Origin of the sequence: Variovorax sp. LjRoot290 (assembly GCF_964253985.1) — a bacterium.
Lineage (GTDB): Bacteria > Pseudomonadota > Gammaproteobacteria > Burkholderiales > Burkholderiaceae_C > Variovorax.
Map to the genome: position 1 here is coordinate 1192501 of NZ_CAXURW020000002.1, position 23667 is coordinate 1216167.

Annotated in this window: 22 protein-coding genes; 9 read left to right on the top strand and 13 right to left on the bottom strand. The window is 67.6% G+C overall.

The annotated features are described in order from the left end of the window. Positions 1–49: 49 nt before the first annotated feature. From ACSQ9A_RS34730 to ACSQ9A_RS34775, 10 genes are all read right to left on the bottom strand, one after another. Complete coding sequence (locus tag ACSQ9A_RS34730) at positions 50–1210, bottom strand: acyl-CoA dehydrogenase family protein (RefSeq protein ID WP_436307297.1); 1161 nt, start codon at positions 1208–1210, stop codon at positions 50–52. Further along, entirely contained in the window at positions 1207–3015 is a 1809-nt protein-coding gene (locus tag ACSQ9A_RS34735; protein ID WP_436307298.1) for an acyclic terpene utilization AtuA family protein, read from the bottom strand. The genes ACSQ9A_RS34730 and ACSQ9A_RS34735 overlap by 4 nt, the downstream gene beginning before the upstream one ends. Further along, complete coding sequence (locus tag ACSQ9A_RS34740; RefSeq protein ID WP_436307299.1) at positions 3000–3764, bottom strand: enoyl-CoA hydratase-related protein; 765 nt, start codon at positions 3762–3764, stop codon at positions 3000–3002. Before ACSQ9A_RS34740 ends, ACSQ9A_RS34735 begins: the two co-directional genes overlap by 16 nt. Next, complete coding sequence (locus ACSQ9A_RS34745; RefSeq protein WP_436307300.1) at positions 3761–5008, bottom strand: CaiB/BaiF CoA transferase family protein; 1248 nt, start codon at positions 5006–5008, stop codon at positions 3761–3763. The genes ACSQ9A_RS34740 and ACSQ9A_RS34745 overlap by 4 nt, the downstream gene beginning before the upstream one ends. Positions 5009–5031: 23 nt before the next feature. Continuing rightward, positions 5032–5586 carry a 2,4'-dihydroxyacetophenone dioxygenase family protein gene (locus tag ACSQ9A_RS34750; RefSeq protein ID WP_436307301.1) on the bottom strand — a complete coding sequence of 185 codons (555 nt, stop codon included), beginning with the start codon at positions 5584–5586 and terminating at the stop codon, positions 5032–5034. A 10-nt stretch (positions 5587–5596) separates the two neighbouring features. After that, positions 5597–6340, bottom strand: coding sequence for a cupin domain-containing protein (locus tag ACSQ9A_RS34755; protein WP_436307302.1), 744 nt, complete (start codon positions 6338–6340; stop codon positions 5597–5599). Continuing rightward, entirely contained in the window at positions 6337–7293 is a 957-nt protein-coding gene (locus ACSQ9A_RS34760) for a Bug family tripartite tricarboxylate transporter substrate binding protein (protein WP_436307303.1), read from the bottom strand. Before ACSQ9A_RS34760 ends, ACSQ9A_RS34755 begins: the two co-directional genes overlap by 4 nt. A gap of 90 nt (positions 7294–7383) precedes the next feature. After that, positions 7384–8208 (bottom strand): GntR family transcriptional regulator, encoded by an 825-nt coding sequence (locus ACSQ9A_RS34765; RefSeq protein WP_436307304.1) that lies wholly within the window; start codon positions 8206–8208, stop codon positions 7384–7386. Positions 8209–8312: 104 nt separating this feature from the next. After that, positions 8313–9029: a TetR/AcrR family transcriptional regulator gene (locus tag ACSQ9A_RS34770; RefSeq protein WP_436307305.1), complete on the bottom strand. Its 717-nt coding sequence runs from the start codon at positions 9027–9029 to the stop codon at positions 8313–8315. 44 nt (positions 9030–9073) lie between these two features. Continuing rightward, on the bottom strand, positions 9074–11050 hold the full coding sequence (locus tag ACSQ9A_RS34775) for an acyl-CoA synthetase (RefSeq protein ID WP_436307306.1): 1977 nt from the start codon (positions 11048–11050) through the stop codon (positions 9074–9076). 198 nt (positions 11051–11248) lie between these two features. On the opposite strand from ACSQ9A_RS34775, the gene ACSQ9A_RS34780 reads away from it, so the two are divergent. Genes ACSQ9A_RS34780 through ACSQ9A_RS34790 form a run of 3 tightly spaced genes read left to right on the top strand, consistent with a single transcriptional unit; the run spans position 11249 to position 14452 of the window. Continuing rightward, positions 11249–12352, top strand: a complete 1104-nt coding sequence (locus tag ACSQ9A_RS34780) for a VOC family protein (RefSeq protein WP_436307307.1) — start codon at positions 11249–11251, stop codon at positions 12350–12352. A 28-nt stretch (positions 12353–12380) separates the two neighbouring features. Next, entirely contained in the window at positions 12381–13421 is a 1041-nt protein-coding gene (locus ACSQ9A_RS34785; protein WP_436307308.1) for a fumarylacetoacetate hydrolase family protein, read from the top strand. Next, positions 13418–14452: an alcohol dehydrogenase catalytic domain-containing protein gene (locus ACSQ9A_RS34790; protein WP_436307309.1), complete on the top strand. Its 1035-nt coding sequence runs from the start codon at positions 13418–13420 to the stop codon at positions 14450–14452. Before ACSQ9A_RS34785 ends, ACSQ9A_RS34790 begins: the two co-directional genes overlap by 4 nt. 149 nt (positions 14453–14601) lie before the next feature. On the opposite strand, the gene ACSQ9A_RS34795 is transcribed toward ACSQ9A_RS34790, so the two are convergent. Continuing rightward, positions 14602–14814, bottom strand: coding sequence for a winged helix-turn-helix domain-containing protein (locus ACSQ9A_RS34795; RefSeq protein WP_436307310.1), 213 nt, complete (start codon positions 14812–14814; stop codon positions 14602–14604). A gap of 82 nt (positions 14815–14896) precedes the next feature. On the opposite strand from ACSQ9A_RS34795, the gene ACSQ9A_RS34800 reads away from it, so the two are divergent. From ACSQ9A_RS34800 to ACSQ9A_RS34825, 6 genes are read left to right on the top strand one after another with little or no spacing between them, the layout of a single operon-like run. Further along, complete coding sequence (locus tag ACSQ9A_RS34800; protein ID WP_436307311.1) at positions 14897–15100, top strand: hypothetical protein; 204 nt, start codon at positions 14897–14899, stop codon at positions 15098–15100. Between the two features lie 17 nt (positions 15101–15117). Then, positions 15118–16206, top strand: a complete 1089-nt coding sequence (locus ACSQ9A_RS34805; RefSeq protein WP_436307312.1) for an efflux RND transporter periplasmic adaptor subunit — start codon at positions 15118–15120, stop codon at positions 16204–16206. Then, positions 16203–19280, top strand: a complete 3078-nt coding sequence (locus ACSQ9A_RS34810) for an efflux RND transporter permease subunit (protein ID WP_436307313.1) — start codon at positions 16203–16205, stop codon at positions 19278–19280. Before ACSQ9A_RS34805 ends, ACSQ9A_RS34810 begins: the two co-directional genes overlap by 4 nt. Before the next feature lie 2 nt (positions 19281–19282). Continuing rightward, a complete protein-coding gene (locus ACSQ9A_RS34815) occupies positions 19283–20641 on the top strand; it encodes a TolC family outer membrane protein (protein WP_436307314.1) in 1359 nt (452 codons plus the stop codon). 46 nt (positions 20642–20687) lie between these two features. Further along, positions 20688–22103 carry a patatin-like phospholipase family protein gene (locus tag ACSQ9A_RS34820; RefSeq protein WP_436307315.1) on the top strand — a complete coding sequence of 472 codons (1416 nt, stop codon included), beginning with the start codon at positions 20688–20690 and terminating at the stop codon, positions 22101–22103. Positions 22104–22132: 29 nt separating this feature from the next. Next, positions 22133–22855, top strand: a complete 723-nt coding sequence (locus ACSQ9A_RS34825) for an MgtC/SapB family protein (RefSeq protein WP_436307316.1) — start codon at positions 22133–22135, stop codon at positions 22853–22855. Between the two features lie 20 nt (positions 22856–22875). Here the strand turns inward: ACSQ9A_RS34825 and ACSQ9A_RS34830 are convergent, their stop codons facing one another. Both ACSQ9A_RS34830 and ACSQ9A_RS34835 read right to left on the bottom strand, forming a co-directional pair. Then, positions 22876–23100, bottom strand: coding sequence for a hypothetical protein (locus ACSQ9A_RS34830; RefSeq protein ID WP_436307317.1), 225 nt, complete (start codon positions 23098–23100; stop codon positions 22876–22878). Continuing rightward, on the bottom strand, positions 23097–23558 hold the full coding sequence (locus tag ACSQ9A_RS34835) for a response regulator (RefSeq protein ID WP_436307318.1): 462 nt from the start codon (positions 23556–23558) through the stop codon (positions 23097–23099). The genes ACSQ9A_RS34830 and ACSQ9A_RS34835 overlap by 4 nt, the downstream gene beginning before the upstream one ends. Positions 23559–23667: the final 109 nt, after the last annotated feature.

Genomic DNA, 23667 nt, shown 5'->3' on the forward strand with positions numbered 1-23667 from the left:
CCTAAGTTGATGGATCGTCCCGATGGATCCGGTGGGTGATGTCCGCCGCTCAATACGACTTCGGCAGTCCGAGCGCCTGCTCGGCCACGTAGCAAAGCGCGAGCTCCTGCGTCACCGGAGCGAGCAGGGAGAGCACGCTTTCGCGCAGCCCGCGCTCGACGTGATACTCCTTCGCGAAGCCGAACCCACCGTGCGTGCGGACAGCTCGCAACGCCGTCTCATAGCCGGCCTCCGCGGCGAGATACTTGGCCGCAGTGGCCTCGACCCCGCACGGCTTGCCGGCGTCGTAGAGCGCAGCGGCCTTCCACATCAGCAGCTCGGCGGATTGCAGCCGCATCCAGCATTCCGCGAGCGGATGCTGAATCGCCTGGTTCTTGCCGATCGCCCGGCCGAAGACGACGCGTTCCTTTGCATAGGCCGTGGCCCGCTCGAGCGCCGTTTCGCCCGCGCCGAGCGCTGATGCCGCCACGAGGATCCGCTCGGGGTTCAGCCCGTGGAGCAAGTACTTGAAGCCCTTGCCTTCCTCGCCGATGCGATCCTCGGCGGGAATCTCCAGCCCGTCGATGAACAGTTCGTTCGAGTCCACGGCCTTGCGCGCCATCTTCTCGATTTCGCAGACGCGCACGTGCGAGCGATCGAGGTCCGTGTAGAACAGCGTCACGCCGTCCATCGGGCGTGCGCAGTCCTCGATGGGCGTGGTGCGCGCCACGAGCAGGATCTTGTTGGCGTGCTGCGCGGTCGAGGTCCAGACCTTCTGGCCGTTGACGATGTAGCGGTCGCCGTCGCGGCGGGCGAAGGTCTGCACGCGCGTGGTGTCGGATCCGACATTGGGCTCGGTCACGCCGAAGCAGGCGCGATCGGTTCCGTCGATCAGCGGCGGCAGCATGCGCCGCTTCTGCTCATCGGTGCCGAACACGACCACCGGCTGTGGGCCGAACAGGTTCAGGTGCACCGACGACACGGCTGCCGAGCCGAGCGTACCGATGGTGCGCATCACCATCGCGGCCGCCGAGATTCCGAGTCCGGCGCCGCCGTGTTCGCGGGGCATCGTCACGCCGAACCAGCCGCCGCGGGCGATGGCCTCGCAGAACTCGTTCGGCCAGCGCCCGTCGCGGTCGCGGTCGAGCCAGTAGCCGGGGCCGAATCCGGCGCAGAGGTCCTCGACGGCGTCGCGGATCGCGAGCTGGTCTCCGGAAAAGTCGAAGTTCATGCCGGGAGTTGCTGCAGCAAGGTTTCAGGGACCTGAACCGGCATGTCGAGCAGCATCTGCGCCATGCCTTTTCCGAGCGAATCATTGCGCAGCGATGCCATGCCGCCGCCGCCGAGCGCCTGCTCGCACACCAGGTTGATGGCATGGATTCCGGGCAGCTCGTAACGCTGGACCTGCCCCTGCACCAGATGGCCGAGGTACGCCTTCACACGCTCGGTCGTCACCTGCTCGTGCAGCACGGGCACCAGTGCCGGATGGCGCGCGATCAGGCCGATGTTGGACGTGTCGCCCTTGTCGCCACTGCGCCCGAGCGCGATCTTCACGAGCGGCAAGGTCTTGCGCGGACCTGCGGGAAGCGCGAGTGCTGCGCTCGCAAGCGGATCTGGCGCGACCTGGGGCCGTGGTGGCGGCGACGCCACCATGGTGGTCGTGCCGTCTATCGTCACGGTGGGCGTGACCTGCTCTTTGGGAATGAGCCAGGCGACCTGCCGCAACACCGGCGACACCGAGGGACGGCCGCCCGTACCGGTGGTACCCGGCGACCATGATGTGCCGGGAGCGGCGAACTCGCGGCTGAACATCTCCAGTGCGCGCCGTTCCGCATGCGTGACGGTCAGGCGCAGCACCACTTCGCGCGTCGGCAGTGTCCGCGCATGCGGGCCGTAAGCGGACTCGGTGCCCAGCAGCTCGATCCTCGTGGCAAGGAAGTGCTCGAACCCGTGCTCGCGCAGCAGCCGCCGTCCGCGCTCGAGCAGCGCCTCGCCGGTTCGCTTCGCCTTGCCGGGGGCATCGATCCCCACGATGGTGAGCTGCCCCGACACCTTGAAACCCGCGTGTGCGGTGGCGCTGACCTTGTACGTGTTCGTTGGCGGTCGGCCGCGTGCGCCCGTCACACGGACACGATGCTGCCCCACCTGCTCCAGGTGCACCGCACGGAAGTCGCACGTGACGTCCGGCAGGAGGTAGTTGGCGGGATCGCCGATCTCGTAAAGAAGCTGCTCGCCAAGCGTCCCCGGCGTGACGAGCCCGCCCGTGCCCGGCGGCTTGGTGACGACGAAGCCGCCGTCTTCGCGGCACTCGACGATCGGATACCCGATGTCGGCCCAATCCGGCACGCGCTCCCAATCCGTGTGCAAGCCGCCGGTGGCCTGGCAGCCGCATTCGATGATGTGGCCAGCGAGGCTGCCCGCGGCAAGACGGTCGAAGACGTCGGACGTCCAGGCGAATTCGTGCATCAACACCCCGAGGGTGACCGCGCTGTCGACGCAGCGCCCGGTGATCACGATGTCGGCTCCCGATTCGAGCGCGCGTGCGATCGGCAGTGCGCCCAAGTAGGCGTTCGCCGTGACGAGGCGCTTCGGCAATGGTTCGCCATTGGACATGTCGACAGCACCCTCGTGGCGCATCGCCTCAGCGAACGGGAGCACGTCATCGCCTTCCACGACCGCGACGCGCACTTGCACGCCGAGTTCATTGGCCAATGCCTGCACCGCCGCGGCGCAGCCCTTTGGGTTCACGCCGCCCGCGTTGCTGACGATTCGGATACGCTGCTCGACGGCCTGCTTCAGCACCGAGCGCAGCGCCACCGTCACGAAGTCCGTGGCGTAGCCTTCCTCCGGCTTCTTCATGCGCGCGCCTGCGAGGATCGACATCGTCAGCTCTGCCAGATAGTCGAACACGAGGTAGTCGATGCCGCCGTGGCGCACCAGTTGCTCCGGGCCCAGGCGGCTGTCGCCCCAGAAGCCCGAGGCGCCGCCGATGCGCACGAGCTTGCCCGAACCCGCGGCGTTCACTTGCCGGTCCATTGCGGCCTCCTCTTCTCCTTGAATGCCGCGATGCCCTCACGCGCATCCTGCGTCATCGCCAGCAGCCCGATTTGCCCTTCTCCGAACGCCATCGCCTCCTCGAAGGACATGGACCGCATCGCCTTCATCGCATACAGGCCGCGCCGCAGCGCTGTGGGCGAGTTGGCTTGCAGGCGGGTGAGCAGCCGCTCGAGCGCGGCGTCGAGGTCGTCCGCCACCTCGTTGACGAGGCCGATCTCGCGGGCTCGCGCGGCGTCGATCGGGTCGCCGGTCAGGCACAGCTGCGCGAGGCAGCGCTGGGGGACCTGCGACTGCAGAACGGCCAGCACTTGCATCGGGAACACGCCGACCTTGGCCTCCGGCAGCCCAAAGATCGCGTGCGGCGCCGCGAGGGCGAGATCGCACATCGCGAGCAGCCCCATGCCGCCGGCCATGCAGGCGCCGTTGACCCGCGCGACGAGCGGCACGGCCAGCGTGCGCGCCGTACGCAGGAGGTCCGCATAAGCGATGGTGGGTGTCGCGCAATCAAACTCGAAGGCATTGGCGCCCAGATCGGCGCCGGCGCAGAACGCCTCCTCGCCCGCGCCGGTGAGCACCACGGCACGAACCGTCGGGTCGGCCTTCACGCGATGCAGGGCATCCTGCAACGCGGCGATCACTTCTGCATTGAGCGCATTTCGGCGCTCAGGACGGTCGATGGTCAGCACCAGCCGGCCGTCTTGCCGGCTTTCCTTGACGAATGTCGTCATGCCTCGACTCCCATTTCGCTTGCTGCCGTCGCCACTTGCGTCGCGCCGGTCTCGACCATCTCTCGAATCTGCTGCGGCGAGTAGCCGGCCTCGGCCAGCACCTGCGCGCTGTGCTCGCCGACGAGCGGCGGCGGTCGCAGCGGCGGCAGCGGCGTCTGCGGCCACTCGCTCGGCACCGCCATGGTCCGCAGGGTGCCCTCGGTCGGATGCTCGTACTGCTGGAAGAACCCGATGTCCTGCAGGTGCGGATCGTCGATCAGCGACTCGAAGGTATGCGCCGGCAGCACCGGGATGCCGAGCGGCTCCAGCAGCCCGCGCCATTCCTGCGTGGTCTTCGTGCTGAGCTTGTCGGCGAGGATCTCGTAGAGCGCTTCGACATGCTGCGTGCGCGATTCGCCGTCGGCGAAGCGCGGGTCGCTCTCGAACCATTCGGCCTCGCCGACCGTGCGCATGAAGGCCTTCCACTGCTCGTCGGTGTAGACGACGAGGCACACCAGGCCGTTCTTCGTGGCGTACGGCCGCCGCTGCGGGTTGAGCAGCCGCGGATAGCCGAAGCCGCCGCGCGGCGGGACGAACGTGTGGCCGTAGAGATGGTCGCCCAGCATCATCTGCGCGGTCGTTTCGAACATCGGCACGTCGACGGCCTGCCCTTGGCCCGTTCGTTCGCGCGCGAGCAGCGCCGCGCAGATCACGCCGAAGGCGTACAGGCCCGTCGCGCGATCCGAGAGGTTGAGCGGGGCGTAGCGCGGCACGTCCGATCCCGCTCGCAGGCTGGCCTCGGGAATCGCGACGGCCGCCTGGATCAGGTCGTCGAAGGCACGCAACGCCGCATAGCGGCCGCGCTGGCTGAAGCCGAAGGTGCCGACATAGACGATGCGCGGGTTTACCTGCCGCACCGCTTCGTAATCCAGCCCGAGGCGCTTCATCGCCTGCGGCCGCACGTTGTAGACCAGCGCGTCGGCTGTCTGCGCGAGCTTCAGTGCCGCTTCCTTGCCTTCAGTGCGCTTCAGGTCCAGCACGATGCTGCGTTTGTTGCGGTTCAGGTTGAGGAACAACGGGCCGGCGCCCGCGCGCCCGCCGGGGCCGGTGGCGCGCAGCATGTCGCCGCCGGGAGGCTCCACCTTGATCACATCGGCACCGAGGTCCGCCAGCATCTGGGTCGCCGAAGGACCCATGACGACTTCGGTGATGTCGATGATGCGCAGGCCTGCGAGAGGCCCGGCTTGGCTCGAGTCGTTTTTCATTCGGCCCGTGCTCCTCTTTGCGGTCAGGAACCGTTCACGTCGGCGCCGTGTCCGCGGATGTAGCCGACCGAGCCGAGCTTGCGCGCCGCCGCCGCGGTTTCGGTCAGGTGCTGGATCAGGACCGCGTCAGTGAGCGAGTGGAACGTGCCGTCGTCGTTGAAGCTGACCTGCGCGCCTTCGAGCCAGGCGATGACCACCGTGTCCTCGGTGTTGTCCTCCGGGCAATAGAAGGTGTGCACCGAGCCGACCGGCTCGTACAGGTACGAGCCCGCCGTCTGTGGCTGGTCGGGATACTCGCGGTAGCACCAGCGACCCGAGAGCGTGTACACCTGCGCCGGACCGGTGTGGTAGTGCAGCGGCAGGGCGCAACCGGGGGCACAAATGGCCATGAAGACCCACTCTCCGCGCTCCGCGTCCAGGCGCAGCGGCTTGATGTGGATGCCGGGGACACCGAGGATGTCCTTGAACAGCGGGATCTGCTCGATGTTGACGGTCAGCAGCCTGTCCTGCGGCATCGCAGGCAGCGGCAGCGGGGCGCCGGTGGTCGTGGTGAGTTGGGTGGGCAGTCGTGCGGTCATGGGGTTCCTTTCAGAGTGAATGCGAGGACGGGAGCCGTCCCTTGATGAAGAAGCCGGACGCCCGCCGGCCCGTCGGGCAGCGCAGGGCCACGCCGGCCCCGCTTGGGATAAACAGGAAGTCGCCGGGTGCGAGATGGAAATCCTGCTCGCCGGCGCGCGCATCGATGTGTCCGTCTTCGAGGTAGATCACCTGCTCGGCGTCCGGCCTCGGGGCGCACGACAGCGCACCGCCGTCGGCCATGTGCAGGACCTCGATCTCGACCCACTGCGCGCCGACGGAGTCGCGGTCGATGAGGGCACCGGTGGCTGCAATGGCGTCGCCCGCGGCCAGCACGCGGACTTTGCCGCGCGGCGAGACTGCGGGGTCGGTTTCGGTGATCGTTTGCGCCGGGTTCTCGCCGTACGGCGGCGCATAGACGACCAGCACCCGCCCGGGCTGGTCGCTGGTCACGCGAAACGAATGGAACGCGCCTGCCGGCACGTAGCTCCAGGTTCCGGCTCCCATCACTTCCACGCGGCCCTCGGCTTGCGACTCGCCGGTGCCTTCGATCATGTAGGCGCATTGCTCCAGGTGCGGATGCGCGTGCGGCTTCGCGCCGTGCGACTTCACGATCGTGCCGATCAGCACTTCGAGCGCTGTCGCGCCGACGGTCTCGGGGCAGATCACGCGCACGTTGGAGGTGCCGGTGTGGTTGGCCGGCGCATAGGCGGCCACGTCGGCTGCCCTCACCATGGTGGGGTTGGTTTGCTTCATTCCGGTTGAATTCCTGCGGTCTTGGCGGCGGCGGCCCACTTGGCCATTTCCGACTTCACGAACGCGCGCAGCTCGTCGGGCGTCGATCCGCGGCTGCGGCCGCCGGTGTTGGAGAACTCCTGACGCACCGCGGGATCGGCGAGCGCGGCGCGCAATAGCTCGCTCAGCTTCGCGACGGTGTCCTTCGGCGTCTTCGCGGGAACGAAGACCGCCGACCACACCGTCATCTCGAAGTCCTTCAAGCCGGCTTCCTTCAAGGTGGGGACGTCGCGCAGCAGCAGCTCGCGATCGGCGCTCGAGGTGGCCAGCGCGCGCAGCTTGCCGCTCATCACGAGCGGCAGCGCCGGGCCGATGTCGCAGAACATGAAGTCGACCTGCCCACCCATGAGGTCGGTCAGGGCCTGTGGCGTCCCCTTGTAGGGCACTGCCAGCAGATCGGCTCCGATGGCCGTCTTGAGCAGCTCGCCCGCGATGCGGCTGGAGGAGTTGCCGGCGCCGAAGTGCAGCCGCTTGCCGCCGGCGCGCAGCCGCGCGAGAAAGGCGCCGATGTCCTGATAGGAGCTGGCTGCCGGCACGAGCAGCAGCAATCCGGCGCTGCCGACCGTGCTGACCGGCTCGAAGTCCTTCACAGGGTCGTAGGGCAGCTTCTTGAACATCGCCGGGTTGGCGGCGTGCGTGGTGTTGGTCGTCAGGAGCAGGGTGTGCCCGTCCGGCGCCGCAGCGGCCGCCGCCTGTGCCGCAATGAACCCCGAGGCGCCCGGGCGGTTGTCGACGATGACGGGTTGCCCCGTCTTGGCGGTGAGCCATTGGCCGAGCACGCGCGCCCCCGCGTCTGTGCCGCTGCCGGCCGGAAACGGAACCATGATCTTGAGCGGCTTGGCCGGGTATGCCTCGGGGGCCGCCGTCGCAGTCAGCGCAAGCAGGCCGGCTATCAGAAGGAAGAGGATCCGCACTCTATTCGCCTAAACGTCTAATGTTAGTAGTTTAGAGGGAAGAAAGGATCCGACCATGCGGGTTTACCCGCTGCTTCGACCGAAGGCTCTTTAGCCCGGTCTTCGCTCGGCGATCGCCCGCGGCTGCGGTTCCGTGATTCCGGGCGCGGACTTCAATGCGGAGATGGGGATGTCGATCTCGGAGACGTAGCGGTCGCCCCGATACCAGGTAACGCCGGCGTACAGCACGTTGCCCTTGCCGTCGACCAGGCGCCGCGACATCTTGGCGACGGGCGAAGCGAACGGGATCTTCAGCATGTCGCACAAGGGAAAGTCCGCGGGCATCACGGTCATGCGTTGTCGCACCCGTCTGCAGCGTGGGCCGAGTTCATCGAGCACCGCGGCGAGCAACTTCCTCTTCTTGGCGGTGTCCCTGGGCAGCGCTTCGAAGACCGACGTCGGCACATAGATCTCGGCGTAGCAGAACGGCTCACCGGAATAGGTGTGCAGCTTGCGGACGCACACGTTTTCGCTGGCCGCCCTATCGTCCGGCCCAAGCAGCTCCTGCGGGACGGCGGTGGGCCGTCGCACTTCGAGAATCTCGAAGGCGAGCGCCTGCGGCACGGCGAACGGATCGTTGATCGCCAGCGCAAGCTCGCCCACCTCGGCGGGCAGTGCTGCCACATGCGTCCCGACACCGCGCTGGCTGCGGATGAGCCCTTCCCTGGACAGCATCTCGTACGCCTGCCGGACGGAGACGACGGCGACACCCAGGTCGTCGGCCAGTTGCGTCATCGGGGGCAGCTGCGCGCCGAGCGGGTATTCGCCCTTCGCGATGCGGTGCCTCAGCAGCGAAGCCAAGCGCTGATATTGGGCAACACCGCGCTCGGCCGGAAGCTCCTGCCGCTCGCTTGCGATGAGTCGATCTTCCATCATGCTAAATGCCTAAGTTTGCAATTATGCACATGCATGCGGCGGCGACACGCCGCAAGCGTCCCTCGTGGAGGAAGCAACGGCATTCGAAACTTGGCGCCCCTCAGCTACCTCGTCGTGGCCGGTTTGCGTGCGGGTGCTTCGCGTCGCACCCCGCGTACAGCAGTCCTGGGCCAGAGCAGCCCGCTCTCCAGGGGTTCCGGCACCGGCAACTCCATTGTTGCGATGCGAACGGCGTCCTTCCCTTCGACGCCCAGGGCTCGCAGCGCGCTGGCGACCGCCTGTTGTGCGAAATCCTTCGGCGAGCGCATGGGCAGCATCGCGTGCACGCTCCCCAGGACCGTCATGGAAACGATGTTCGTTGCCAGGCGCATGGGCATATCGACGAAGCGCTGTTGCCGCATGCCTTGTTCGAGATCGCGCTTGACGAAATCGAGCAGCACGCGGCCGCTGCGCATCTCTGGCCATCCCAGTCGGACAAGGAACCCGGCCACTTCGCGGTTCGTCATGGCAAGGCGGATGATCAGCCTCATGCCGGTGGAAACCCGTTGCGCCGGATCGTCGAAGCGCACCACAGCAGGTTCCGCCATGCGGATGAGGTCGTTCATCACCTCCAGAGCCAACGCGTCAAAGAGCGTGTTCGGGGCGTCGAAGTACTTGTAGAAGGTTCCCCGGGAGACCTCGGCCGCCTGGATGACGTCGTCGATGGAAGTCGCCGCCGGCCCCTTCTTGGCGACGAGCTGAATGGCGCTTTCGAACAGGCGCCGGCGCATCCTCTCGCGCCGTTCCGCGGCAACCCGGGTCCGGTGGTCTTCTTTCTGCATGCGCGGATTCTGCCTTGGGGCGGGTGCGGAAAGGCCAGCCTGGGTCAGGCGGGTTCCTGCCTGAATGTGTAGTGCGCGAGCCGCTGGCAAAGGGCATCCCCGTTGCCGGCCGCGGACCACCGCACAACGATGCCGCGTGCCGCGTCACGTACGACCTCGCATGCGCGCAGACTCACGCCCGCCGCTCGCGCTTCCTCATTCACCACCGCCGCGATCTCGCGATCGACCAGTGCCGGCTTGAAGATCTTGCCGACCGGCGTGGTCGGAAGCGCCGGCAGGATCCGTACCTGCTTCGGCCACGCGGCGCGTTCTGCGATCCTGCGTTCCGCCCAATCCATCAGTTCCTCCGGCAAGGCCGATGCGCCGGGGCGCAGCTGTACGTACACCACGGGAACCTCTCCGGCATGGACATCGGGACGCCCGATCGCCGCCGCCAGGGCGACGGCGGGATGTTCGTGCATCGGTTCCTCGATCAACTTGGGATCAATGTTGTGGCCGCCCCGGATGATCAGCTCCTTGCTGCGGCCGGTGAGCCAGAAGTACCCCTCACGATCCAAGCGCCCCATATCCCCGGTGTTCAACCAACGGCGGGTCGCATGGCCGCGTTCGACTGGGATGTCGATCCACAGGTCCTCGTTATGGGCGGCGTTCAGGTAGCCGAGGAACAGGTTGGGACCGGAGATCGCAAGCGTACCCGCTTCGTCGACCGCTGCCTCGCGGATGTAGCGCCCTTCCCCGTCCAGCACCACCACCTTCACTTCCTGCCATGGCACGCGGATCCCGATCGCGCCGGCCTTGGCGGTGCCCCCCGGCGGGTTGATCGTGGAGACGCAGCCCCCTTCGGTGAGGCCGTAGCCTTCCAGGATCTTGACGCCCGTCTCGTCCTGAAAGCGCTTGATCAGTTCGAAGGGCATGGGGGCGGCGCCGCAGAGGCCGAACTGCAGCGAGGACAGATCGTGCCCGTGCGGCGGAACCTGCATCAGGGCCGAGTAGACGGTGGGGACACCCGAGAAGGAACACAAGCGGAAGTACTCCGCGATGCGCCAGAACAGCGGGATCAATCCCGGCGCGCGGTAGCCCGAAGGCGTCCCGAGCACCACGTGGCGACCCAGCGCCCATGGCATCAATCCAGTGCCGATCTGCGCGTTCACGTGGGAGAGCGGCAGGCCGCAGAACAGCGGGCCTGAAAGGCCACTGTCGCCAAACATGGCGGCGAGCTGCATTGCGTTCGCGGCTTCGGTGCGGTGCGTCCGGACGGCGATCTTCGGCAGTCCGGTCGTTCCGCCCGTGCAGAAGTAGGAAGCCACGTCGTCCAGGCACGGCGGCTCGAATTCCAGGCTTTTGCCCTCGACCTTGCGCAGCTCGTCATGGAGATCGAGGACCGGCAGTCGCTCGAGCTGTCCCTGCTGGGCGCCTCCCGCTTGGGAGTGTGGCGGTGCCGCCGCACGCGAGTAGCGCCGCGGGGAGACCGTCAGAACCGCCTGCAGCCCGGGCACTTGCTGCGCGACCGCGGCCACTTTCTCCCAGAGGTCGGACCCGGGGGTGGGCTCCAGCGTCACGAGCAGCTTGGGGCGTACCGCGATCATCAGCTCGCGCAGCATGCCCGGCTCGAGCAGCGGGTTCATCGCGAAGACTGAGCCGGCGGCTTCGCCGCCCCAGATGATCCAGTGCGTCTCTGGAAGATTGGGGAGGGCGAACGCCACGACGTCTGTGCGACCGAGGCCCAACCGGCGCAGGAGATTGGCCGTCTGGGTGATGCGGGCAAACCATTCGCCGTGCGTCCAGGTGAATGGATGAGCGTAGTCGGTCGGCTCGAGAAAAAAGGAGACGGCCGGCGCGTCCGGCGCTCGCCGCGCGCCGCCTCCCAGCAGCTCATACGTACTGTGGACTTCGGCCAGGGGATCGGAGACAGCGTCTTCGAGCCGATGCACGTCGTCCAGCGATCCGATTCCGGACGATGGCACGAGCCGCTCCGGCAACTCGAAGGACGCGGGCGGGACGGCATGCGGATCGTGGTTCATCGGTGGACTCGGCAGTGAGGGCTAGGGAAAATAACAATTCTGTCATAATGACATATAAGTCATTATCACATCAGTTCGTCGCCTGTCCAACCTGTGAAACCCATGCACCCCCTTCGCAACGTCGCTACCGCCTCAGAAGCTGGTAGCCGTTCACAAGTACCCATGCGAGGTTCCACTTCCCTACGGCAGACGGAAGCCATGCCGGACAGCCGCCTGCCTTCCACCATTCAACGCCTGTCTCGCCCCCCCGCGGTCGGCCGCGCCATCTCGCTGGCCTTCCTGCGCTGGCAGAAGAGGTCGCTGGCGAAGACCGAGCGGTTCTGGCGCGACTTTGGGCTGACGATCGCGCATTCAGGGCCCGAGTGCATCGTCGCCCGCGGAACAGCGGGTACGCCATGTGTGACGGTGGCCGAGCCAGGATCGGCCAACCGATTCATCGGCGCTGCGTTCCAGATGTCAGCCGATACGGATTTGCGCGTGTACGAGCGCGAGTTCGCCGGCACCTGGCTGCGCCCCGACCAGCTTCCGGTGAAAGCGCGCGGGATCGAGATCCTGGATCCCTCCGGCCGTCCGGTGTGGCTCCTCCAGGGGCTGCCATCCGTGCCGACGCTGCCGAACCGCGACCCTGTCGGCGCGATGACCAACTCCGCGGTCCATGCACCCCGCATCAACGCCACCGTGCGCACGCCGATCGAACCCGCCCGCGTCGTGCGGCTGGGGCATCTCGTCTTGCAAACGGTGGACTTCGCAGGGATGGCGCAGTGGTACATGCGCGTACTGGGGCTGATCCCGAGCGACGTGCAGTACCTCGCCGACGGCAGTCCGGCGCTGGCCTTCATGCGCCTCGACCTGGGTTCGCAACCCGCGGACCATCACACGCTCGTCCTCGTCGGCGCCATCGAGGACCGGTATGAGCACAGCGCCTACGAGGTGATCGACCTCGACGCGCTCGGACAGGGCCAGCAGGTTCTGCGCGCCGGAGGTTGGCGGCACCTGTGGGGCATCGGCCGGCATCTCCTGGGAAGCCAGCTCTTCGACTACTGGCGCGACCCGGACGGAATCGAGTACGAGCACTACACCGACAGTGATCTCTTCACCGCGGACTCTGAGACCTGCTACTCGCCGCTCGACTTCGGCGGGATCTGGGCCTGGGGGCCGGACGCCCCGCCCTCGATGAAGCCCGGCAAGAACCTCCGCACGGCGCTGCGCGTGCTGCGGCTCGTGCTCGAAAAGCGCATCAGCGTGCAGCGCCTGAAGCTGCTTGCCCAAGCCATGGACGCGCCCGCGCGCCCCTGGTCCTGACTCCACCAACTCCAACTGGAATCCCAACATGCCACGCATCCTGCTTCGCTGTGACGACGGCACGCGCACCTTCTGGGCCGTGCAGTTCGGCTCCCGCCTCGCCCCCCTGGACATCGCTGCCGCCACCACGGGCGAGCTCCTGTCCCGCCATTGGGCGGCCCTCTGGGAGGTCAGGGCGGACCAAGCCACCGTGCCGCTCGCCGAGGTCCGCGTGCTGGCGCCCGTGACGACCAACCAGCAGTTCCTCTGCCAAGGCGTGAACTACCGCAGCCACGTAGAGGAATCCGGGCTGAAGGCGAGCGACTTTCCGTTCAACACGCTCTTTACGAAGGCAAGCTCCTGCATCACGCCCGCCGATGCCCCGGTCGTTCGTCCGGCGAACGTGCACCTGCTCGACTACGAGATCGAGCTGGGCCTGGTGCTGCGGCACGACATCCCGGCGGGCACCGTCGTCGCGCCGGATCGGCTGCATGAATGGCTGGCCGGCGTCACGATCGTCAATGACCTGTCGGCACGGGACGTGCAGCTGCCCCAAGGACAGTTCTACAAGGGCAAGAGCTTCCGCGGCTTCGGGCCGGTCGGCCCGGGCATCGTGCTGCTGAACGCCGACGAGTGGAAGCGCTGGCCGCAGCTGCGCATGCGGCTTGCGGTAAACGGACAGCCGCGCCAGGATGGATATTGCGGCGAGATGATCCACCAGCCAGCCGCGACGCTGAGCGAACTCGCCTCGGTCATGGACGTGCAGGCCGGTGACCTGATCGCCACCGGCACGCCCGCCGGCTGTGCGGCCCGGGCACCTGGGAAGTTCGCCCTCTTCGTGATGCGGCATTTCCTCGGCGAGGCCGGCAAGTGGCGCGCCTTCATCGCGAAGGGGCGCAGCAACCCGATGTACCTGCGCCCCGGTGACCGCCTCAGTGCGACCATCCGCACCGACGACGGCGCCATCGACCTGGGTGAGCAGACCACGGCGATTGCGGCGCACCGATCGGACGCGATGGGACCCTCGGTCGCGCTCGCATCGCGAGCGCGCAGCGTTGTCGAACACGAGCTTCAAGGAGCGAAAGCATGAAGCAGGCGCGATCACTTGTCTGCCTCACGCCCGAAGACCCGCCGCGGCTGTCCGTGCGCGACATGCCGCTGCGCCCGCCGGGACGCGGCGAGCTCGTCGTCGAGCAGCTCGCCTCTGCCATCAATCCCATCGACGTAAAGCGCGCCGGTGGCTACGGGCGGCGGCTGCTCTCGTTGCGCGGTGCCGGACATTTCCCGCTGGTGCTGGGCAACGACGTGGTCGGGATCGTCCGCGACCATGGTCCCGACGTGTCGACACCGCCGCTCGGCGCCATGGTCGTCGGCATCTCTCCTACAGGTCGCTACGGAGCGCATGCATCGCACGTGGTCATTCCCGCCCGCCATGTACGTCCGGTGCCGCCGGGCACCGACCTGATGGAATTGGCTGCACTCCCGTATTGCTTCACGACCATGTGGATCGCGCTGCGCGCGGCGGGGCTCAGGCCGGTCACGGCTGCCGGTCGCAAGGTGCTCGTGAATGGAGCTTCGGGTGCGCTGGGCCGCATGGCACTTCACGTGCTGCGCACATGGGGTGCGCTCACTACCGCCGTCGCGAGCGCTGCCCACTTGCCGGCCTGCAAGGAACTGGGCGCAGACGAGCTGGTGCCGCGGGGCAACGGGGCGTTGGGCCAGCTGCCTTCGGACTTCGCTGCAGTGCTGAATTTCGGCAGCTGGGCGGATGACGCGCAACTTTCCGCCCGGCTTGCTGACCATGCGTTCGGCCACAGCACCACCGTGCATCCGCTGCTCGCCAACTTCGACAGTCACGGCTGGCTTGGCGGGGCACGTCACAGCTACAGCACGCGGCGGGCTTCCCGGGCCCAAGTGGCGGCGCGCAGCACGTCTGCGCGATATGCCTGGGTGCTGTTCCAGCCGGACGAGGAGGCGCTGGAGGCGCTCCTCGCTGCATTCGCGGCGGGACTGCGCCTGCCGGTCGGCTGGACCGGCACACCCGATGACGCTGCGTCCGGTTTTGAACGCGTGCGCGCCGGCGCGCAGGGGCGGTCCGTGCTGGTGTTCCCTCCACCCTGAACGGTCAGCACCACGCTTGCGCCACCCTCCCGCAGCACAACTCATCCAGCGCTTCGAGCACGAGCATGAAGGCTCGGCGCCGCGCCTTGCCGCAGTCTGGATGAAGCGGCGTCCCCCGATCGTCTGCCGCAACTGGCTCACGACGTTCTTCAAGGCCGCTTCGTTGATGTGCCGGTGGCCCACACCGTATTCAGGACCGCGTCCTTCGTCACCAGTTGTCCGGGCTGGCGCAGCAGAGCGTAGAGAACCTGGAAAGCCCGCGGCGTGAGTTCGAGGGCCGCACCGTCACGCTCCAGCAGCGCCTCGGCCTCCTCCAGCCGGTGCGGGCCGAAGCGGGCCTGAAGGGGTGTTGTCTGGTTCATGGATGGATTCGCAACCTCGATCGATACCGAACCGGGACCGTAACGAGACGACTTCAGGGCGCCGCGATTTCAAACTGCTGCCATGACCCTGAACCCGCACCCGACCTATCCCTCCGCTGGCGCGTATGTCCTCCGGATGCACCGCGACGCGAGGCCCGAATCCGGCCAGCTGGTCGGCCGCGCCGAGCACGTAGCAAGTGGCGACAGCACCGACTTTGCCACCGCGCAGGAACTGCTCGCCTGGCTGATTCAGCACGCCGCCGGAACTCGCCGAGCACTGCCATGACAACAAGGAGAGCATTGATGAACGTTCGATGGGCCATCGCACCGCTGGCGACCGCCACCCTGCTGGCCGCCTGCACGGGCGAGCCCGCCAAACCCCACGAGGAGGTGCGGCCTGTCCGCGCCGTCGTCGCGGGCCACAACACCGGTTCGGTGGGGTCCGCCTATTCCGGCGCGATCGCGGCGCGTTACGAAAGCCAGCTGGGATTCCGCACGGCCGGCAAGGTCGTCGCGCGCCTGGTCGACGTCGGAGCCTTCGTCAAGCGCGGGCAGCCCCTGCTGCGCCTCGACCCGCAGCAGGAGGCGCTGCAAGTCGCTTCCGCCAGCGCCGACGTCGACGCGGCCAGGAGCCGCGTCGCGCAAGCGCGCACCGAGCTGCAGCGCACCGAGCAACTGCTCGCGCGCCAGTTCGCCTCGCGCGCCGAACTAGACCAGCAGAAGCTCGCGCTCGACCAGGCCGAGGCCCAGCTGCGCTCGGCCCAGGCGCAGCGCGAGATCCACGCCAACCAGCGCGGCTTCACGGTGCTCACCGCGGACCGCGATGGCGTCGTCACGGCGATCGCCGCGGAGACGGGGCAGGTGGTCGGTGCCGGACAGTCGGTGGTGACCGTTGCCGCGGAGGGCGAACGCGAAGTGGCGATCAGCATCCCGGAGGGACGCGTTGACGAGCTGCGCAAGGCGCGATTGCTGCAGGTCTCGGTCTGGGCGCACCCGGGCAGGCACTGGACGGGCGTGCTGCGCGAACTGGCGCCCGCCACCGACAGCGTGACGCGCACCTACTCCGCCCGCATCACGATCCAGGACCCCGACCGCGAGCTCCTGCGCCTGGGCATGACGGCTTCTGTCGTTACGCCCAATGTGGACGGCACGAGCGCGATACGCCTGCCCCTGACAGCCGTAGTCGACGCCGAAGGGCGCCGCCACGTGTGGGTGGTGGATCCCGAGACGTCGCGCGTGGCGGCGCGGGAGGTGGTGCTGGGCAGCGCCCAGGACGACAGCGTGCTCGTCGCCTCCGGGCTGCAGGGCGGCGAAACCGTGGTGACGGCCGGCGTTCACATGCTGCAGGCCGGGCAGCGCGTGAAGCTGCCTGCCGCAGGAGACGCGCGATGAAGGGCGTCAACCTTTCCGAGTGGGCCCTGAAGCACCCGCAGATGATCGCCTTCCTGCTCCTGCTGCTGACGATCACAGGCGTTCTGGCCTACCGCAGCCTGGGCCAGAAAGAGGACCCCGAGTTCACCATCAAGACGATGGTGGTGCAGGCGTACTGGCCGGGAAGCTCCGCAGAGCAGATGGCGGACCAGGTTACCGACAAGATCGAGAAGAAGCTGCAGGAGGTGGCCGAGATCGACTACACGGCGACCTATGTGCGGCCCGGGGAAACCCAGATCAAGGTCAACCTGCGAGACGCGACTGCACCTGCCGCGGTTCCCGACGTCTGGTACCAGGTGCGCAAGAAGGTCGGCGACATCCGCGCCACCTTGCCGGCAGGCGTGCAGGGCCCGTTCTTCAACGACGAGTTCGGCGACACCTTCGGCAATCTGTACGCCCTCACGGGCGACGGATTCGGCAATCGCGAACTGCGCGAGTTCGCCGACGCGGCGCGCAACGAGTTCCTGCGCGTGCCGGACGTGAACAAGGTGGATCTCGTGGGCAAGCAGGACGAGAAGATCTACGTGGAGGCCTCGACCGCCAAGCTGGCATCCCTGGGGATCGATCCGGCGCTCATCGCCTCGACCCTCGCCCAGACGAACGCCGTCGCGGCCGCCGGCACGGTGCAGTCGAGCGCCGAGCAGGTGCGGCTCACGGTGAGCGGCGAGTTCGACTCGATCGAAGGTATCCGCAGCATCGGCATACACGCGGGCAACCGCACCTTCCGCCTGGGCGACATCGCGGAGGTGCGACGCGGCCTCGTCGATCCGCCGGTGACCAAGATGCGCTTTAACGGGACCGAAGCCATGGGTCTGGCGGTCAGCATGCGCAAGGGCGGCGATGTCATCCGCCTTGGCACGGAGCTGGACGAGACGGTGAAGCGCGTGCAGGCGAACCTGCCCGTTGGCGTCCAGATTCATGCCGTGAGCGACCAGCCGCGGGTGGTGGAGCAATCCGTGCACGAGTTCAAGACGAGCCTCGCCGAGGCGGTGGTCATCGTGCTGGCGGTCAGCTTCCTCTCGCTGGGCTTTCGCACCGGCCTGGTGGTGGCACTGTGCATCCCGCTCGTGCTCGCGCTAACTTTCCTGGCGATGTACCTGTTCGGCATCGACCTGCAGCGGATCTCGCTCGGCGCGCTGATCATCGCGCTCGGTCTGCTGGTGGACGACGCGATCATCGCCGTCGAGATGATGGCGCTGAAGCTGGAGCAGGGGTGGGACAAGTTTCGTGCCGCCACCTACGCCTACACCGCGACAGCGTTTCCCATGCTGACCGGCACGCTGATCACCGCCGCCGGCTTCCTGCCGGTCGGCTTTGCGCGGTCCGGCACGGGCGAGTACGTGGTGTCGCTGTTCCAGGTGGTCGGCATCTCGCTGGTGCTGTCGTGGATCGTCGCGGTGCTGTTCACCCCCTACATAGGATTCAAGCTGCTGAAGGAGCACCCGCACGCCGCGCACGACGAGGAGGCGGTCTACCAGCGCGGCTTCTACGTGCGCTTCCGCCGCTTCGTGGATGCGTGTCTGGTCCACCGGCGCTGGGTCATCGGCATCACCTTTGCGCTGTTCGCGGGATCCCTCCTGCTGTTCAAGCTGGTTCCGCAGCAGTTCTTTCCGGCCTCCGACCGGCCGGAGTTGATGGTGGATCTCTGGATGCCGCAGGCGTCCACGTTCGAGGCGAGCGCGGGCGAGGTGCGCGAGGTCGAGGCCATGCTGCGCAAGGACCCGGACGTGGTCGCGGTCACCAGCTACGTGGGCACCGGCAGCCCGCGCTTCTACCTGCCGCTGGACGTGCAGACGCCCAACCTGAACCTCGGCGAGCTGATGGTGATGACCAAGGGCGGCGAGGCGCGGGAGCGCGTGCGGGCGAGCCTGCAGCGCATCTTCGACCACGAGCTGCCGAACGTGCGCGGCCGGGTGAACCGTCTGGAGAATGGGCCGCCCGTGGGCTATCCGGTCCAGTTCCGCGTCTTCGGCGGCGATGACCAACGCGTGCGGGAGATCGCCGGCCAGGTCGCCGACCTCATGCGCACCAACCCGCACGTGCGGCACGTCAACCAGGACTGGGGCGAGCGGACCAAACGGGTGCAAGTGGACGTCGACCAGGACAAGGCGCGCGCGCTCGGCATCAGCTCGTGGCAGATCAAGGCGGCGCTCGAGGGTTCCCTGACCGGCACGCCCATCACGCAGTTCCGTGAGGGAGACCAGGACATCGACGTCGTCTCCCGCCTGGTCGCAGCGGAGCGCACCGACCTGAACAATCTGAAGGACGCGAAGATCTACCTGCGCGAAGGGAAATTCGTGCCCGTCTCGCAGGTGGCGCGCCTGACGATGACCAGCGAGGAGAGCCAGCTGTGGCGCCGCAACCGGGTGCCGACGCTGACCGTGCGCGCCGACCTCTCCGGGGCGGAAGCGCCCGACGTGACGCGGGCGCTGCTCCCTGGCATCGAGGCACTCGCCAAGCAGCTTCCCCTCGGCTACGGCATCGAGGTGGGCGGTGCCTACGAGTCCAGCGCAAAGGCCGAGAAGTCCATTCTCGCCGTCATGCCGGTGACGATCATCGTGGTCCTCCTGCTCCTGATGGTCCAGCTGCACGACATGAAGAAGATGGGGCTGGTTCTGCTCACGGCGCCGCTGGGGCTGATCGGGGTGAGCGCCATCCTGGCCGCCTTCCGCATTCCCTTCGGCTTCGTGGCGATGCTGGGCGTGATTGCCCTGGCCGGGATGATCATCCGCAACTCCGTGATCCTGGTGGTCCAGATCGACCAGGGACTTGCGGCCGGCGCCCCGCTGTGGACCGCCATCGTGGAGTCTGCAGTTCAGCGGCTGCGTCCCATCGTGCTGACCGCATTGGCAGCGATCCTTGCCATGGTGCCGCTGACGCGCTCGGTCTTCTGGGGCCCGATGGCCTGGGCCATCATGGGCGGACTGGCAGTCGCCACGCTGCTGACGCTCTTCTTCCTTCCGGCGCTGTACGCCGCCTGCTACCGGGCCGAACGGCCGCAACCCCCCTGCGCCGAACCGGCGACAAGAGCCTAGCCATGAATGTGTTCAACCCGAGCGCCCGCTGGGCGCTGCTGGCCGCCCTCGGCCTGTTTTCCGCCGCGGCGCATGCCGTCGACCTGGTCACCGCATACGAGGCCGCGCTGCGCCACGACCCCGCGAAGCTCGGCGCCGACCAGGCGCGTGTCGCGGGCCGCGAGCTGGCCGTGCAGGGCGATGCCTTGCTGCGCCCGCGGATCAGCCTGGAGGCGGGAGTGAACCGCATCCACGATCACTCGTCCGGCAACATCCCTCCCGCGCTGGCGTCCTTCCTGTCCTCGTCGGGAAAAGGCACGGTACGACAAGCCGGCGTGGTGCTCACGCAGCCCTTGTACGACGCGAACGTGAGCGCGCAGAAAAAGCAGCTTCACCTGCAGTCGGACCTCGCGGAGGCGCAGTTCGACCACGCCAGCCAGGACCTCGTCCAGCGTGTGTCGGAAGCCTACTTCGGCGTGCTCTTGGCGGAGGACGCCTTGCGCGTCGCGCAGGCCGAGAAGGCTGCGTTGGGGCTGCAGCGGGACCGCGCCCAGGCGCGATCCGACGTGGGGCGCGGCAAGATCACGGACTTGCGGGAAGCGCAGGCGCGTTACGACCAGGTCGTGACGAAGGAAATCTCCGCGCGCAGCACCCTGGATCTGCGCCGCGCCGAGTTCCGCGAGACCACCGGCTTGCCCGCCGAAAGCCTGGCCGGACTCGCGGCCGACTTCGTCCCCAGCGCGCCGGTTCCGAGCGGCCTCGACGCATGGCAGGGGCGCGGCGAGGACCACAGCACCCTTGTGCGCGCGAAGCGCTCCCAGCTGGAGATCGCCACGGCCGAAATCGGCAAGTACGGACTCGCCGGGCGTCCGACATTGAATCTGGTGGCCAGCTATTCGGGCACGGGGCAGAGCGGCAATCTCTCGCCGCTGCAGAGCATGGATCGCCGCAGCACGGGCAGTGTGGGCCTCCAGTTCAGCGTGCCGTTGTACGCGGGTGGAGGCATCGACTCCCGCGAGCGTGAGTCCATCGCGAAACAAGGCCAGGCCGAGCAGGAATTGGCCGCGGCGCGGCGAGAGGTCCGCCTCCGCGTGCAGGACGCGTTCCTCGCGGTGACAACGGGCGTGTCCCGCGTGGCATCCCTCACGGAGTCGCTGGAATCCGCCCGCACGGCACTCGAGGCAACCACGCTCGGGCGCGACGTGGGCACGCGGACGGAGCCCGACGTGCTCGATGCGCAGCAGCGCGTGTTCGAAGCCGAGCTCGCATTGGCGCAGGCGCGCTACGACTACCTGCTCGGGCGTGTCCGTCTCTCCGCGGCGGCCGGCGAACTCAATCAGTCCGACGTGCGCAACCTCAATGGCTTGCTTGCGTCGCGTTGAAAGGAGCCGCGCCACGCAGCCGCGTGCCGTCATCGCCAGGACCGTCGTGCGCCTGGCCAGCGCCTGCATGGCGAGCGCGCTGCTGCTGGCTTGCTCGACGACCCGTCCCTGGATCAACGAGCCTGGGCGCAACGTCGCGCCGGCTCCCCTGCCCCTCATGCTGCACGAGGAGCCGCAGCAGGACGCGCCCGTGCGGGAGCGTCCGATCGTCGCCGCTGTCGCCCTGTCCGGCGGCGGTGCCCGGGCAGCAGCGTTCGGCCTGGGTGTGTTGGCAGAGCTCAAGGCCACGCGCTTCGAGATCGGCGGGAGGGAGACGACCTTGCTCGACGAGGTCGGCCTGGTCAGCGGAGTTTCGGGCGGCAGCATCCTCGCCGGCTACTACGCGGCCTTCGGCGACGAGGTCTTCACACGGTTCAAAAAGGACTTCCTGCTGGTGAACTTCCAGAACGCCCTTCTGCGCCAGGCCGTTGCCCCCTCCACGCTCTATCGCCTCACCTCGCCGTGGTGGGGCCGCGGCAATGTGCTGCAGGAACGGCTGGACGCCGTCTTCCGCAACGTGACTTACGGGCAGCTGCGGACGCGGCGGCCCTGGCCCCGCCTGCTGGTCACCGCGACCGACCTGACCACGGGCGCGCCCTTCGAGTTCACCTCCGAACAGTTCGCGCTGATCTGCTCGGATCTGGATTCCCTGCCCTTGTCTTTCGCGGTGGCGGCATCCTCTTCGGTTCCGCTCCTCCTGAGTCCCATGACGCTGCGCAACCATGCCGGCAGCTGCGCCCGCCCGGAGCAGAAGCAATTGCTGGACAACGCGGATCAGAACCTGTCGGCCCGCATGCTGCATCTCATCGCGCAGAGCTATAGCGACGCCAGGGCCCGCCCCTACCTCCACCTCGTCGACGGCGGCCTCGCCGACAACCTCGGCGTGCGCGGCCTGGTCGACCACACCGTCGCGGGTGGTTCGCTGAGGGAGAGCTTCCGCCACCTGCCGCCCGGCTCCGTCCACAAGATCGTGCTCGTGAGCGTGAACTCCGAGCGCGATATCGGCGAGCGGATCGACGACACGGACCGTGTGCCAGGCACGGGCCAGATCCTGACGGCGCTGGTGTTCGGGGCCGGAAGCCGCTACACGAAGGAGACGATCGAGATCGTGCAGGACTCGGTCCGCCGCGCGCAGGCCGAGCTGGCCGCGGAGCGCGGCCGCGACGGGAGTCCCTTCGCCGCCGATGCGGAACTGCACGTGATCAATGTCAGCCTGCATGACGCGCCCGATCCCGCGCTGCGCCGCGCGTTGCTGCACGTTCCCACCTCCTTCGAGATCCTGCCGGTCCAGGCCCGCCAGCTGATCGCCGGGGGGCGTAGTGCCTTGCGCGAATCCCAGCAGTTCCAGCGACTGCGGCACAGCCTGGGGGCTCCCGGGAAAGCCGCGGGCCTTGCCGTGAGCGATGCCGACGAACTGCAGTGAGCACCCCCTCCATGCCTTCCCTTCCCCCCATGGAGCTCTATTGGAGCGGCAGCTTCCTGGCTGCCAATGCGTTCATCGGCTTGAACCTGCTCGGCGCGCTCATGCTCGGCATGCTGGTGGGCTACGAGCGCTCCTACAACGGTCGCGCCGCCGGGATGCGCACCTATGGCCTCGTGTGCATGGCCTCGACGGCGCTCACCATCTTCGTGGGCTTCGCACCGTTCTGGTACGGTGGCGCGGCGTCGCAGGTGACGCCCGACGCGACGCGTGTCGTCCAGGGCGTGGTCACGGGAGTCGGTTTTTTATGCGCGGGCGTCATCGTCAAGGACGGCCTGAACGTCAGCGGACTCACGACGGCAGCCTCCATCTGGGCTGCCTCTGCGATCGGGGTTCTTCTGGGCGTGGGACTCTATGCGGCAGCCTTGCTGCTTTCGGTGCTGTGCATGCTGTCCATGTCGGTCGTCCACCGGATCGAGCTGAAGCTGCCAGGCCGCTCTATCTTCGACGTCTCCCTCAGCTTCCGGCCGGACGCCGCTCCGGAGCTCGAGGAAGTCACCGAGGTCGCGCTGGCTCATGGGTACCGCGTGATGCGCGGCAGTTTCAGCGTCATCTACAGCGACAACGTGCCCGTATGGCGGTTCTGCGTCGTTTCGCTGGACCGCTCGCGGTCCACGTCACCCGCGCAGATGGCCCAAGGCTTGGCACGCTCCGGCGATGTTCTGCGGTTCAGCATCGTTCCCTTAAAGAACTGAGTGCTGCTTCCTTCCTCCATTCATTTTCTCGGCGTCGCGATGGCCGCATGCTGGGCCACTGAAGGCGGCGCCAGCTCGCGGCCCACCATGGCTCGCGCGTAGAAGTAGTTGTTGCGCGCGCGCTCGCTCAGTCCATCGAGGTGCACCTCCCCTCGAGCGTTGCAGGGAAACGCAAAACCGGGGCGGCTGTGGAACAGCGAGCGGAAGCACAGCTCGTAGTGCGAAGTTGGCGCCTGGTTCATCATTTCCTGGTCCCTTCGTCGGAAGACTCGTCGCTGCGCGGGCGGAAACCTTCGTCGTTGGCAGAACGGGCAAGCGCGGCTGCGGCGGATCGGATGCTTTCGTCGAGCGTTTGCGGATTGAATGGCTTTTCGAGGTAGGTAAATGCATCGGCGCGCAGCGCGAGGGGGCCGACGGCGGTGCCGGACAAGGCAGAAACCACGAGCACCTTCATGCGCGGCGCGATCGCGATCAGCCGCGGAAGGATCTCCAACCCGCTGCGTCCGGGCATGTCGGCATCCAACACCAGGACGTCGATGTCGGCGCCCTGCACGAGTTCCAGCGCCTCTTCAGCGCTTGCCGCGCCGCCGGCGAAGTCGTAGTCAGGAAAGGAGGAAATGAAGCGTCTCAGGCCGGAGCGGACGAAGAGGTGGTCGTCGGCGACGGCTACGCGGAGCGCGCGGGAGGGGCGGGTGCAGGTCATGTTCGGGTCAGTTCTTCACACGGAGAGAGTCGTGGGGTGCAGTACGTGTTGAGCGACGAGAGCAGGTCATGAAGCATTCCTTGTGGGGCTTGTTAGCCGCTGACAGAAA

What these genes read in the sequence shown, in the direction of transcription:
- ACSQ9A_RS34780 (WP_436307307.1), top strand. Translation starts at nt 11,249, where the DNA reads ATGCCGGACAGCCGCCTGCCTTCCACCATTCAACGCCTGTCTCGCCCC.
- ACSQ9A_RS34755 (WP_436307302.1), bottom strand. Translation starts at nt 6,340, where the DNA reads ATGAAGCAAACCAACCCCACCATGGTGAGGGCAGCCGACGTGGCCGCC.
- ACSQ9A_RS34795 (WP_436307310.1), bottom strand. Translation starts at nt 14,814, where the DNA reads ATGAACCAGACAACACCCCTTCAGGCCCGCTTCGGCCCGCACCGGCTG.
- ACSQ9A_RS34785 (WP_436307308.1), top strand. Translation starts at nt 12,381, where the DNA reads ATGCCACGCATCCTGCTTCGCTGTGACGACGGCACGCGCACCTTCTGG.
- ACSQ9A_RS34805 (WP_436307312.1), top strand. Translation starts at nt 15,118, where the DNA reads ATGAACGTTCGATGGGCCATCGCACCGCTGGCGACCGCCACCCTGCTG.
- ACSQ9A_RS34765 (WP_436307304.1), bottom strand. Translation starts at nt 8,208, where the DNA reads ATGATGGAAGATCGACTCATCGCAAGCGAGCGGCAGGAGCTTCCGGCC.
- ACSQ9A_RS34825 (WP_436307316.1), top strand. Translation starts at nt 22,133, where the DNA reads ATGGAGCTCTATTGGAGCGGCAGCTTCCTGGCTGCCAATGCGTTCATC.
- ACSQ9A_RS34830 (WP_436307317.1), bottom strand. Translation starts at nt 23,100, where the DNA reads ATGATGAACCAGGCGCCAACTTCGCACTACGAGCTGTGCTTCCGCTCG.
- ACSQ9A_RS34740 (WP_436307299.1), bottom strand. Translation starts at nt 3,764, where the DNA reads ATGACGACATTCGTCAAGGAAAGCCGGCAAGACGGCCGGCTGGTGCTG.
- ACSQ9A_RS34750 (WP_436307301.1), bottom strand. Translation starts at nt 5,586, where the DNA reads ATGACCGCACGACTGCCCACCCAACTCACCACGACCACCGGCGCCCCG.
- ACSQ9A_RS34775 (WP_436307306.1), bottom strand. Translation starts at nt 11,050, where the DNA reads ATGAACCACGATCCGCATGCCGTCCCGCCCGCGTCCTTCGAGTTGCCG.
- ACSQ9A_RS34815 (WP_436307314.1), top strand. Translation starts at nt 19,283, where the DNA reads ATGAATGTGTTCAACCCGAGCGCCCGCTGGGCGCTGCTGGCCGCCCTC.
- ACSQ9A_RS34730 (WP_436307297.1), bottom strand. Translation starts at nt 1,210, where the DNA reads ATGAACTTCGACTTTTCCGGAGACCAGCTCGCGATCCGCGACGCCGTC.
- ACSQ9A_RS34835 (WP_436307318.1), bottom strand. Translation starts at nt 23,558, where the DNA reads ATGACCTGCACCCGCCCCTCCCGCGCGCTCCGCGTAGCCGTCGCCGAC.
- ACSQ9A_RS34800 (WP_436307311.1), top strand. Translation starts at nt 14,897, where the DNA reads ATGACCCTGAACCCGCACCCGACCTATCCCTCCGCTGGCGCGTATGTC.
- ACSQ9A_RS34770 (WP_436307305.1), bottom strand. Translation starts at nt 9,029, where the DNA reads ATGCAGAAAGAAGACCACCGGACCCGGGTTGCCGCGGAACGGCGCGAG.
- ACSQ9A_RS34745 (WP_436307300.1), bottom strand. Translation starts at nt 5,008, where the DNA reads ATGAAAAACGACTCGAGCCAAGCCGGGCCTCTCGCAGGCCTGCGCATC.
- ACSQ9A_RS34790 (WP_436307309.1), top strand. Translation starts at nt 13,418, where the DNA reads ATGAAGCAGGCGCGATCACTTGTCTGCCTCACGCCCGAAGACCCGCCG.
- ACSQ9A_RS34810 (WP_436307313.1), top strand. Translation starts at nt 16,203, where the DNA reads ATGAAGGGCGTCAACCTTTCCGAGTGGGCCCTGAAGCACCCGCAGATG.
- ACSQ9A_RS34735 (WP_436307298.1), bottom strand. Translation starts at nt 3,015, where the DNA reads ATGGACCGGCAAGTGAACGCCGCGGGTTCGGGCAAGCTCGTGCGCATC.